The 12,040-nt window shown below is 46.5% G+C and carries 12 protein-coding genes; 9 read left to right on the top strand and 3 right to left on the bottom strand.

The genetic code is table 11. The features are described 5' to 3' along the window. Positions 1 to 38 precede the first annotated feature (38 nt). The 9 genes from FKN16_RS00770 to yegS all read left to right on the top strand — a co-directional run bounded on the left by FKN16_RS00770 (position 39) and on the right by yegS (position 9,140). On the top strand, positions 39 to 1,022 hold the full coding sequence (locus tag FKN16_RS00770) for a MoxR family ATPase (protein WP_005376549.1): 984 nt from the start codon (positions 39 to 41) through the stop codon (positions 1,020 to 1,022). A gap of 12 nt (positions 1,023 to 1,034) precedes the next feature. Then, entirely contained in the window at positions 1,035 to 1,997 is a 963-nt protein-coding gene (locus FKN16_RS00765; protein WP_170901760.1) for a DUF58 domain-containing protein, read from the top strand. After that, positions 1,998 to 2,576, top strand: a complete 579-nt coding sequence (locus FKN16_RS00760; RefSeq protein ID WP_170901759.1) for a DUF4381 domain-containing protein — start codon at positions 1,998 to 2,000, stop codon at positions 2,574 to 2,576. Then, positions 2,569 to 3,639 carry a VWA domain-containing protein gene (locus FKN16_RS00755; protein WP_170901758.1) on the top strand — a complete coding sequence of 357 codons (1,071 nt, stop codon included), beginning with the start codon at positions 2,569 to 2,571 and terminating at the stop codon, positions 3,637 to 3,639. Before FKN16_RS00760 ends, FKN16_RS00755 begins: the two co-directional genes overlap by 8 nt. Continuing rightward, positions 3,632 to 5,362, top strand: coding sequence for a VWA domain-containing protein (locus tag FKN16_RS00750; protein WP_170901757.1), 1,731 nt, complete (start codon positions 3,632 to 3,634; stop codon positions 5,360 to 5,362). Before FKN16_RS00755 ends, FKN16_RS00750 begins: the two co-directional genes overlap by 8 nt. Further along, on the top strand, positions 5,359 to 6,675 hold the full coding sequence (locus FKN16_RS00745) for a BatD family protein (protein WP_170901756.1): 1,317 nt from the start codon (positions 5,359 to 5,361) through the stop codon (positions 6,673 to 6,675). Before FKN16_RS00750 ends, FKN16_RS00745 begins: the two co-directional genes overlap by 4 nt. Positions 6,676 to 6,724: 49 nt before the next feature. After that, positions 6,725 to 7,150 (top strand): bifunctional diaminohydroxyphosphoribosylaminopyrimidine deaminase/5-amino-6-(5-phosphoribosylamino)uracil reductase RibD, encoded by a 426-nt coding sequence (locus FKN16_RS00740; RefSeq protein ID WP_005498583.1) that lies wholly within the window; start codon positions 6,725 to 6,727, stop codon positions 7,148 to 7,150. A 173-nt stretch (positions 7,151 to 7,323) separates the two neighbouring features. Beyond that, the gene (locus tag FKN16_RS00735; protein ID WP_170901755.1) at positions 7,324 to 8,229 is read left to right on the top strand and encodes a LysR family transcriptional regulator; all 906 of its coding nucleotides are present in this window, start codon (positions 7,324 to 7,326) and stop codon (positions 8,227 to 8,229) included. An 8-nt stretch (positions 8,230 to 8,237) separates the two neighbouring features. After that, positions 8,238 to 9,140 (top strand): lipid kinase YegS, encoded by a 903-nt coding sequence (gene yegS, locus FKN16_RS00730; RefSeq protein WP_048624961.1) that lies wholly within the window; start codon positions 8,238 to 8,240, stop codon positions 9,138 to 9,140. 77 nt (positions 9,141 to 9,217) lie between these two features. On the opposite strand, the gene FKN16_RS00725 is transcribed toward yegS, so the two are convergent. The 3 genes from FKN16_RS00725 to FKN16_RS00715 all read right to left on the bottom strand — a co-directional run bounded on the left by FKN16_RS00725 (position 9,218) and on the right by FKN16_RS00715 (position 11,982). Beyond that, positions 9,218 to 9,553, bottom strand: coding sequence for a NirD/YgiW/YdeI family stress tolerance protein (locus FKN16_RS00725; protein ID WP_170901754.1), 336 nt, complete (start codon positions 9,551 to 9,553; stop codon positions 9,218 to 9,220). Between the two features lie 15 nt (positions 9,554 to 9,568). Next, on the bottom strand, positions 9,569 to 10,216 hold the full coding sequence (locus FKN16_RS00720; RefSeq protein WP_170901753.1) for an AcfA family outer membrane beta-barrel protein: 648 nt from the start codon (positions 10,214 to 10,216) through the stop codon (positions 9,569 to 9,571). Positions 10,217 to 10,368: 152 nt separating this feature from the next. Then, positions 10,369 to 11,982: a VRR-NUC domain-containing protein gene (locus tag FKN16_RS00715; protein WP_170901752.1), complete on the bottom strand. Its 1,614-nt coding sequence runs from the start codon at positions 11,980 to 11,982 to the stop codon at positions 10,369 to 10,371. Positions 11,983 to 12,040: the final 58 nt, after the last annotated feature.

Below are 12,040 nucleotides of genomic sequence, written 5' to 3'. Positions count from 1 at the left end.
TATTGAAAAGACGGCTTAAACCACTGAAAAGGTACCCTATGAACCACGCACAACAAGCGATAAAAGAACTCATCGAACAAACAGAAAAAAGCGTCATTGGACAAAGCCACGTGGTTCGAGCTTTAGTCATCGGGTTATTAACGAACGGGCACATTCTTCTAGAGGGTTTGCCGGGAACGGCAAAAACACGTTCTGTAAAATCGTTGGCCAACTTGTTAAACACCAGTTTTGGTCGAATCCAGTTTACGCCAGACCTTTTGCCATCGGACGTGACGGGAACCGAGGTTTATCAAGAGTTGGATGGCAAGCCGCAACTCCATTTTCAACCAGGGCCAATTTTTAACAGCATAGTGCTTGCCGATGAGGTCAACCGCGCGCCAGCCAAAGTACAAGCAGCACTACTTGAAGCCATGGCCGAAGGCACAATCACGGTAGGTGATAAAACTCACGTATTACCAGACTTGTTTATGGTGCTTGCAACGCAAAACCCAGTAGAACAAGAGGGCACGTATCCGCTGCCAGAAGCGCAAATGGACCGTTTTATCATGAAGGTTACCGTCGATTACCCAGAAGACGACGCTGAACGTGACATCATTCGTTTGGTGCGCAGTGAAGAATTAGGTGCGGAAACCAGCAGCGAAATTATTACGCCAAAACACATCGAGCCAGACGTGGTGCTAGAAGCGCGCCGTCAGTTACCAAACATCGTGGTATCAGACCTAGTGGAAAACTACATTGTCGCGTTAGTGATGGCGACTCGTAAGCCAGAGCGTTATGCCGATTCAAACTTAGCAAAATGGATTGAGATTGGCTCTAGTCCTCGTGCCTCCATCGCACTAGACAAATGCGCTCGTGCGTATGCGTGGATGCAAGGACGTGACCATGTCACTCCTGACGATGTGCGAGCCATGGTTCCGTCTGTACTGGGCCACCGTTTTTCTTTGACCTACGATGCACTAGCAGACGGAGTCGATCACCAACGCGTCGTGCAAGAGCTGCTAGATTGTGTAGAAATTGGGTAAGCGGGAGGCATTATGGCTAAGCCAACTCTTGCGCCAAAATCACAGGGGATGGATCCCCGTTTGTACTGCGATTACGCTCGTTTAGTACGTCTGCAAGCACAAGCAGAATCATTCAGTTTACTTCCTCATCTAAAAGCGGGCAGCGTACTCTCAGGCCGCCACAATTCGCTGTTTCGCGGTCGTGGATTGAACTTCGAAGAGCTGCGCCATTATCAACTGGGTGACGACATTCGTAACCTGGATTGGAAAGTCACGATGCGCACAGGCAAGCCGCACGTGCGCAGCTACACCGAAGAAAAAGATCGCAACGTGATCGTGTGTGTCGACCAGCGCAGCGCAATGTTTTTTGCTTCGACGCAAGTAATGAAATCGGTTGTCGCGGCAGAAATCGCGGCCATGTGCGGGTGGCGCGTGTTAAAAGATGGCGACCGAGTTGGTTTTGTCATCGCATCCCAACAGGCGCTGTTTCACAGCAAGGCGCAGCGTTCGCAAAACGATCTTCTGGCTCAACTTAAGCGTCTCGCTAAAGCCAATCAATCGCTCAATGTGGACTCCCGCAATTCCGAAAAAGTGACGTTCAGTCAATGGATTGAGCTCATTAAACGCATGAAGCTCAAACAATCCACATTGATTTTTATCAGCGACTGGAGCGACTGCGAGGAGCACCACCTTGATCACCTTAAACAGCTACAACAGCACAACGATGTTCTCGCAGTGATGGTCAGTGACCCATTAGAACAAGCGCTACCAGACGATTTGGCAAAATCGAAATGGGTGGTTGGTGATGGGCAGTATCAACTCAATTTAGACAGCAAAGCAAAGGTAGAAGCCGCGAGCGCAAAGCTTGAGGCTCGAACTAGCTTACAGCGTCAATCACTCTCTCAACTTATGGCGATGAAACACCTTCCGCACATCGAACTCGATACGGCAGGCGAGCACATTAAACAATTTCAAAAACTGGTAGGGGGGCGTTAAATGAGAGGTCTTCCTACGCCTCCGAGTACCTACATACTCAGAGAGCTACATGATGTGGCCGTGCCACCAAGCGTGAGTTGGTATCCGCAAACTATTGGCTGGAAAATTTTAGCGGCGGTTGCGCTCATTGCACTGGTGTATGTCGCGTATCGTTTGGCTCAACAGTGGTGGTGTAACCGCTACCGACAAGAAGCTCTGTTGACGATTTCGCAAATCAAACCGAGCGACAAAGGCATGCCTAAAGCATTGTTCTCTGTGCTTAAAATTGTGTTGATTCATGTTGATAGCCGTAACGCGAAATTGTTTGATACCGCCTTTTTGCGCAAGCTCGATGCGCTATATCCGCAAACCGGGGATTCTCAAGCAAACTCGCAAGTGGTCTTTAACGATGAGCTTTCAAAGCGCTGGCTACAAAGTATTGTTGACCCAAGCGTTACGCTAACCAACGAAGAGCGAGTAACGCTTATTGCTCGTGCGAAAAACTGGGTGAGTGAACACCGCTGTGATGCTCAAAAAAGCGCGGCAAAGAAATCTCCATTATTGAAACGCAAAGCAAATCAGGGAGGTCAACATGAATGATCTTCTTGTATCGCTAACTGGTTTGTCTGGTTTTGAATTTGCTCACCCAATGTGGTTTCTGATTTTGCCGCTGCCATTGGTGGTGTACTACTTGGTGCCTGCATATCGCACTAAGCAAATGGCGATCAAAGTGCCGTTTTTTAGTCAGTTGGTGGAAGCGATTGGCGAGACGCCATCAGAAGGTGCAAGCCAGTTAACCCCAAGCTGGTGGCAACGAGCAACGTTAATTCTCTCATGGCTTTTGGTGGTGTGTGCGATGGCCAAACCCACCGTGTTAGGCGAGCCTCAAGTTCGCGAGAGTTTAGGGCGCGATGTGATGGTGGTGGTGGATCTTTCGGGTTCCATGGCTGAGCCTGATTTCACGTCTCGTACAGGTGAAAAAATTTCTCGCCTTGATGCGGCGAAAGAAGTGCTGACGGAGTTTGTTCAGTCTCGTAAAGGTGACCGATTAGGCTTGGTTCTTTTTGGTGATGCCGCTTTTGTACAAACGCCATTTACCGCAGACCAAAAAGTGTGGCTCGAACTTCTTAACCAAACCGATGTGGCGATGGCAGGGCAGAGTACCCATCTTGGTGATGCAATTGGCTTAGCGATTAAAGTTTTTGAGCAAAGCGATAAGTCGCGTGGTGCTTTAGAACAAGATCAAAACCGTGAAAAAGTCGCGATTGTATTAACCGATGGTAACGACACGGGCAGCTTTGTCGAACCGATTGATGCGGCGAAAGTTGCGAAAGCCAAAGGCGTGCGAGTGCACGTGATTGCGATGGGTGATCCGGAAACGATAGGTGAAACCGCGTTGGATATGGACACGATTCATCGCATTGCGAAAGAATCCGGCGGTGAAGCGTTTGAAGCACTCAACCGTGATGAACTGTCGGCTGCCTACGACGAGATTGGCAAACTGGAACCTCAACTTTACGAAAGCACCACATACCGGCCGAAACAAAGTCTTCACCATTACTTGATGGCGTTAGTGGTCATCATGCATTCACTCGCGTTCAGCGTCGCGACACTCAAAAGAAGGGCTGCAACACGATCATCATTAGGAGAGAGCGATGTTTGATTCTCTTAGTTGGACGCAATTCTTTACGCAGTTTCATTTTATCCGACCGCTGTGGTTACTGGCTTTGATCCCTATGTTTTGCTTGGTGTGGTTGCGCTGGCGAGAAGAAAGCAAACCAAGCTGGAAGGATATTCTGCCCGAACATTTACGCAATGCTTTGACGATAGGCGAGCGAGGTTGGCGTAAGCAACTGCCGCTTAAGCTCTTGATGCTGATTGTGCTAATCGCCATTGTGATTTGTGCAGGCCCAACGTGGCAACGTGAATCTTCTCCCTTTGGTGAAGATAAAGCCTCTCTGCTTGTGGTGCTTGATAATAGCGACTCGATGCTGCAAAAAGATCTCCCACCAAGCCGCCTTGAGCGTTCCAAACAGAAAATACGCGATTTGTTAGTTGCGCGAAAAGGCGGAAAAACGGGTTTAGTCGTGTTTGCGGGCAGTGCTCATGTGGCGATGCCTGTGACTCAAGACAGCAAAGTATTTGACCCATTCTTGGCGGCCATTACGCCAGAAATCATGCCCGTGCAAGGTAAGCTTGCTGAAAAAGCCTTGCCGTTAATTGATCAACAATTGCAAGGTCAACCAGGCTCCACCGTTTTGTTGGTGAGCGACGGCGTGAACCCGGCCACAATTAAGCAATACCAAGCGTATTTTGCAGGCAAACCTTATCAACTGTTAATTCTTGCTGCGGGGAATGCAGACATCGTGAGTAACAACCCGATGGATTTGGATTCTCTGCAAAAACTGGCCAGCCAGACCAACGGTCGATTGGTGGAAGTGACGGTCGATAACAGTGATATCGAACAACTGAATCGATACGTTGAGCGCAATATGCAGCTTAATGGCGAATCTTCAATGCCTTGGAAAGACATGGGTTATCAACTGCTGTTCCCAATCGCGTTGATCATGATGCTGTGGTTTAGAAAAGGGTGGTTAGTGCAGTGGTGCGTGATTGCAATGGTGAGCGGTACACTGTTGATGCCGACCAGTGCAATGGCAGAGAACATTTCTGTGAAAGCCGAACAGCCACAAGTTGTGCAAAAAGTGACGACCTTCGACAAGGTGGCGCAATGGTGGTGGGATTTGTGGCTGACGCCAGACCAACAAGGACAGCGTTTGTTCAACCAACAAGCGTATTTAGACGCTGCAAAACACTTTGTCGATCCATTACGCAAAGGCACGGCGTACTACTACGCTAGCGAGTTTGAGCTCGCGCACAGTGCGTTTTTGGAAATGCAAAACGACCCGTCCGAAGAGGTTAGAGATTACGGTCTTTACAATGCGGCGAGCGCATTGGCGCGCCAGCGTGAATATTTGGCTGCACGTGACTTGTTAAAATCCCTAGCCAGCAAGACAACGTTGAGCGAGTCGTTAAGACCTGATGTTGAGCACAACTTGAAAGTGATTGCTGGCATCGTCGATGAGATAAATCAGATGAGTGAAAGTCAAGCCGGAACAGAGCAAGAGGCGTCAACCGAGCTAGGCGACAACCCTCAAACCGCAGAAGGAGCGGATGAACAAACGTCAGCAGAGTTGATGATTAAAGAGACGTTAAGCGCAGACGACATCTTAGGTAGCCAAGAATTAGCCGACAAGTGGCTAAAGCGAGTCGAAGCGGATCCGAAGTATTTCTTACGCGCTAAATTTCAAATTCAATTACGCTCGCCAACAACGGGTAGCTCAACTACGACAACGGAAAACAATACAGAGGAGGCGGCCCAATGATGATGAATGTCCATCGCGTTACCTCTTTTGCACTTCCTGCAAGGATAGTGGCATGGTTAGTGGTTTGTTTGAGTCTGTTCGTAAGTCGTCACGTTTTTGCTCAGGATATTTACGATGTTCAACGCAATCATGGTGTTGAGTTGCAAGCGTGGGTTGGTCAACAACCAACGGCTGGGGAAAAGCGTAAAACGCCAAGTTTTAGTGTCAACGAGCAAGTCATTTTAACCATCGAAGTGGCAACGCCGCGCTGGTTTACGGGTGGAACGCGAATTGGCAGTATTGAAATGCCCAATGTTATCGCCAAACAGCGTAATCAGTTAGCCACTAACTTCACGGAGCACAAGGGCGGCCAAACTTGGTCGCGTCAACGCTGGGAAGTGACTTTGTATCCACAAGCATCTGGTGATTTTGTGATTCCACCTGTCGCTGTGGGCGTTCAGGTGTCGGCGCCGGACGGCGAGAAGGTGTCAGGCACACTTTACACGCAGCCGATTAAGTTCAAAACTGTCTTGCCATCGGGATTGTTGAGCGGTGACACGCCTTGGTTTTCTGCAACGTACGTAGACGTAAAACAAGAGTGGGAAACCTCCACTGAGTCACTCAAAGTTGGGGATGCAATCACGCGTAAAATCACCGTTTCAGCTCAAGATTCGCTATCTGTGTTGCTACCAGACTTGTTGAAAGGAGAATCAACAACCCGTTACCAAGCGTATCCTCAACCGCACCGTCTTACAGATACGCAAACACGTGGTGATTACCAGTCAACACGCACAGAAGAGAGCGTGTACGTGATTCAACAAGGTGGTGAACTAACCCTGCCAGATTATGAGTTCCGTTGGTGGAACAGTAAGACTCAACAAGTGGAAACGGTGGTGTTAGAGGGCAAAACATTTGCTGCGAAGCACACGTTGAAATCCTTCATCAATACGTACTTTGCATGGATTGTATCCACGCTTGTATTGCTGGGTTTTGTGACTGTTTCATTGGTAGCCATTAAACGTTACTACCGCAACAAACCGACACCAGCATGGTTGACGTTCCACCGTTTGTTAAAGGCTAAACGTTGGTCTGAAGCAAGGACCGTATTGTACAAACAATTGCGTTTAAATACGGCAGAGCTGGAAATGACCAAAGCCGATACGAGTGAATCGTGGCAAAAAAGTGCGTCGCGAATGCAAAATGGTGAAAATAGCGCTCATTTAATGAAGTCGATGTGGCGCAAGATCCAGACCAAACAACAACGCTTTAAATTCCGTATACCGCGAGCGTTACCAGATCTGGACAAAGTCATTGGAAGAGATGGCAATGAATAAAACGGGGCGCTAATATAGCGCCTCGTTTTTATTAGAGAATAGAGTTCAAATGAGCCAAGAGTTTATGCGCCGCGCATTGGAAGTGTCCAAGAATGCGCTTCCTGAATGTCAACCCAACCCGCCGGTTGGCTGCGTGTTAGTGAAAGATAATCAAATCGTTTCAGAAGGTCATACTCAAGCTATTGGTGGCAACCACGCGGAAGTAGAAGCGCTGAATGCATATCAAGGCTCGTTAGAATCGGTGACGGCATACGTTACGCTCGAACCGTGTTCGTTTGTAGGTCGCACGCCTGCTTGCGCGGTGACATTAGTAAAATCCGGTATTGGCAAAGTCGTCGTAGCCATGTTGGATCCAGATCCGCGCAACAGTGGTCGAGGTATCGAGATTCTAAAACAAGCCGGTATTGAGGTAGAAATTGGTTTATGCGGCGAGGAAGTCAGCGAGTTTCTTACCCCATATTTAGGCAAATCTTAATGTAAGTTTTGGCTTGCACGTTAGCTACTCACTTATGCGGTGAGTGGAGTACGTCAAAATTGAGTTAAAACTCATTAAAACAGGTCGTACCGCCCATTTCTTGTACTTGGTTGCGTTAACTATCATGCTGTTAGATTAAAATAGAAAAAGTGATTTTCGAAAAATTTAATAGCATGAAACCGACCGATCTTAATCTCATCCCCATCTTTATTGCCATTTATGAAGAGGGGAACTTATCTAAAGCGGCAGCACGTCTCAGTATCACGCAGCCCGCAGTCAGCAAAGCATTGGCACGCCTTCGTGATATTTATGACGAACCTTTATTTCATCGCTGTACCAAGGGGGTAGAACCTACCTCTTTTGCTATGGATATTTACCCTGCGCTGCTTACTTCGGTGCAAAACTTTACTTCAACTCTGGCGGCTTCTAGCGAATTTGACCCTAAAGTATCGAATCGAGTGTTTTCCATTGCTTGTGTGTCTGTTGCAAGTTTTGAGTTGCTCCCTCAAGTCATGAAACAGATCCGTGAGTTAGCACCACATATTGCTTTAGAGGTTCATCCACTCTTTACGGAAGATTTTGAAAGCGATCTACGTTTGCAACGTTACGACTTGATCATTGATATCGCGCCAAGAGCACGAACGGTTTTAAAAGTTGAAACTGTGCTTACTGAGCGCTTGGTGGTGGTGTGTAGCGAGGAGCACCCACGCTTAAAGGGCGAGATTACGGCTGAACAATTTTTTGAAGAAGAACATGTGGTGGTTTCGCAGTGGCAGAGTCGTAAAAGCTTGTTAAACGCCGATGATATTGTCGACTTGGACAAAAGAAAGATAAAGTATCGAGCTTCTGGCGTGTTGGAAATGCTACCTGTTATCTGCGGTAGTGAATATATTGGTTTAATGCCCGAGTCGATGATCAACTTGTTCAACAACACCTATCATGTTAAATCTTTATCTATGCCATTTGATGAACAAACCTATGAGCTCTGCACAATATGGCATCCTAGTCGGACAAACGACAGTGCCCATCAATGGTTGCGATCACAGATTAAACGAGCAGGGAAAACCATCAACCAATAGGAAGTGCAATGAAGAAGACAATACGTGCCATCCTTAACGGCAAAAAAGCTGGGAACCCAGAGTTAAGAGATGCAATCATGAAAATGAGAGACAAGGGCGTCGATGTGCAAGTGCGAGTGACTTGGGAATCTCAAGACATGCCGCGCTTGGTGAAAGAAGCGGTTGATGAAGGGATTGAACGTATTGTTGTCGCTGGTGGCGATGGGACCGTCAATGAGGCGGCTTCTGCGATTATCCAAATTGAAGAAGAAAAACGCCCTGAGTTAGCCATTATCCCTCTTGGTACCGCAAATGATTTTGCCACCGCGATTCAAGTGCCAGCTTCTATCAAGGCGTCTTTATCTCTCGCCGTAGAAGGGCAGTCTGCTTTGGTTGATTGTGTCAAGGCTAACGATCGCTACTTTATTAACGTGGCAACAGCAGGGTTTGGCGCAGAAGTTACGGCAGAAACGCCTGTTGAACTTAAAAACTTTCTTGGTGGCGGCGCTTATACACTAACTGGTGTTGTAAAAGCGCTCGGCTTTAAACCTTATGACGGAACAATAACAATTGAAGGCGGGGCTTATCAGGGAGAAATGTTGCTTGGCGCTTTTTGCAATGGTCGCTTAGCTGGAGGTGGGCAAGAGTTAGCATCGAAGGCGATGATTAATGATGGCTTGATGGATCTAACATTGGTGCGTCCATTCTTACCTCATGAACTGCCGAAAGTTATCGAAGAGATCAATAATCCTAGCGAGAAAGGTGAGTTTGTAAAACACACAAGAGCAAGCTGGTTGGAGATAGACTTTCCAAATCCACTTCCGCTCAATTTAGATGGCGAACCATATCATTCGAGAACAATACGGTTTGATGTTCAGCCTAAGAGTATACGATTAGTCTTGCCGCAAGATTGTCCTTGCTTGACCAGCTAAAGGAGTAGTTTCAAGGCCCATAAACAACACAGCCTCCAATATGTGGCTGTGTTGTTTGTGTTGAGGTGTCAGGCGAATTAAAGCTTTTGAATGGTTTCTACGTCAATCTGCGTGGTTGTCCACTTTGAGTCAACTTCGCCTCGAATCGTCACTTTATCGTTTGGACCAACGTCTAGCCCCATCCAATCTTCATTGTCGATTTCCACTTCGATTTCACCAGTCTCATCTTTGAACAAGTAAGTCTCGTTACCAAGAGATTGAACAATGTGCCCGGTTAACATGACGGCGCTGTCGTCGGTTGCGTTGTGCGCCTCTTTCACCGAATTAATTACGCTTATTTCTGGACCATTAAACGCGGCGAAAGCTGAGCTTGAAAGTAGGGCAAACATGGATGCTAAAATCATTTTTTTCATTATCGTCTCCTTAAATTAGAAGTAGTAAGTTGTGCCTATGTTAAAGGATGCCGTGTTTGCGTAGCTGTCTAGTTGATATTTTGCGTTTGCACCAATGGTGAACTGCGGGAAAATTCGGTATTCCGCACCCACTGAGAATATTGCGCCTAGCTCGTTGTTTTTCTCCGTGCTATGGAAAAGCGTGTTGTTCATTTCCACATCGTCATTCGCAACAAGCTCATATTGTTGATGTTTCGAAACTTTGGCGTCGTATTGCGTGTACGTTAGACCCGCTTTGAATTTTGTTGTCCATTTATCATTTAATGCATAGTTAAACACAGGTGCCAGCGACACTTGCTTGGCTTTGATTGACGCATCCCAATCCATTTCATGATGGTAATCTTTGCCATCAATTTGTTTGATACCAAGGTTCTTTGAACGATTATCATCAAGGTCAAATTGGCTGTAGCCCAACTCTAGCGCCCAGTTGTCATTGAACGCGTAACCGACAAAACCTGAGAAAATACCGTCTTCAAGCTCAGGGTTGAGTGTTACGTTGTCAGTTGAAAAGTGAGGTTCCAAATCATGGTCAGTGGTGCCTAGTCCATATTCCAGACCTACATAAGGAGCCGCAGATACCGAAACTGAGCAGGTAACAAGTAACGCAAGAAGTGTTTTGTTCATTTTATTTTGCCTCTTCAAATCAACTTAGTGAGTAGAAGCGCATTTTGTGTGAAGAAGCGTGAAGCGATCGTGAAGAAACGAAAAATATGTTTAGAAAAAAGAGCAAGGGGCGGTTTGAGTGAACAAACACCAAGCTCTTTATATAGAGTAAGTTAAGTTGCTGCGACGTAACACACCGCAAACGGGACATTAAGGCGAGTAAACTCTTTGATCCAACGCCATTGGTTATCCTGGATTTTATCGCCAGGGCCTTTCACTTCAATCCATTCGAACTCATTTTCTTTAAAAGCAATGAGATCCGGCATCCCATTACGGTAAAGCTTAAGGTCGCTCAATTGTATTTTGAACAGCGCCATCAGCATATTGGTTGGGATAGTGTTGAGCGCTGTTTCGAGTAGCTCTTTACTTATTAAATTCCAATGTACAAATGGATTACTAATGCCAAACTTCTCATCGTATTTTGTCAATAACGTCTGGGTGTTGCCCGCTTCTAGTTCGGCAAAAGCGGTGTATATCAAAGCTTGGCGCTTGGTAACAAAATCCGAGTGATATAAATCTAAAGGACGGTGTTGATAAGCGTTAATGAATGCCCCTTCAATAGGAGCAAAAATCGCATCCCAAAAAGTGAGGCCAAGTAATGCATTAAGCAGTGCATTTTCGGCGTAAAACACATTCCAGCCTAAGGACTCAAAATACGCTTTACTGGCAAGTTCGACTCGTTGTTGAGATAAATCCAGTTCAATATGGTATTCGGAGCAGAGTGGCTTCGCTACTCTTGGTACTTTCGCGCCTTGTTTTCGCTTCAACCGTTGCTCAAGTTTTTGTGCGACTTCGAGCTCAGACACATCAATTGGCGACTGCAGTATCTCTGTGACAATGTCACTAAATAAATCATCTTGGTTTAGTTTATCATAGATACGTGCACGTCGTTCTCGGCTCGGAGTGAGCTGAGTTTGGCTAAATAGAGATAGGGCGGTCTCTAGCTCATCAATCCGTTCGTAATCACGTGCTATGTCATTCAACATGTGTTCACGTTTACGATCCACGTAATGGTGATTAACGGGCTGAGGCATTGCCTCAATTAATAAGTCGAGATTGGCTTTGTCTTTTCGATCAAATTGCCAGTACAGGTTGCTCAGTTGGCTCAGTTCAATTAAGCGGTCTATTTGCTCACGTGAATCAAAGAAACGGCGCACTTTACTCAATTGGTATTGCTCGAACTGATGTAGACCTAAGTCATCAAGCACGAACTGATTTAAGTCTTGATGGGTGTTGGCAAAAAATAGGGTGAGTAAAACGTCGATCATGTGGGCGGAATTGAGTTTGATGATCGTAAACTCAAGCTGCTCAAAACGATCAAATTCCGTGTTGCTTAAACGCTCTACAAGGGCATCTTTCTTTAATGACTTCGGTAGCTCTGGGTAAAGTGCAGAGATCTCCGGTTTCGTCAGTAAGTTAGACGCTAACTCTTGATGAGAGAGTGTTGGGGAAAGGGCCACAAACTCATGTTGACTCAATTCTGCCAGTGCTTCATTGATAGAAGGTATTTCTTGATAACTCAGCTTATCACTTCGAAACCAACACCCTTTTCGGCTGTATAAACGCACCAATAGGCATTGGGCGTGTTTGCTCAAGGAATCAAACGAGCAAAGCCAAGCGTGTTCTTCCTCGGTCAGTAAATCGCTGTACCAGGTTACTGTGTGGTGAGTCAGCTTAAAGAAGTTTTCTAGATAGTAGTCTGGTGTAAGTTCGATAGGGCTTTCCATAAACGACCGATAACAAAAAAGGCTTAACCCATAGGTTAAGCCTTTTCGCTATCAAATC

The organism is Vibrio sp. 11-4(1), from assembly GCF_013048625.1.
GTDB lineage: Bacteria > Pseudomonadota > Gammaproteobacteria > Enterobacterales > Vibrionaceae > Vibrio > Vibrio diabolicus.
This window is presented reverse-complemented; position numbering and strand designations above follow the sequence as displayed.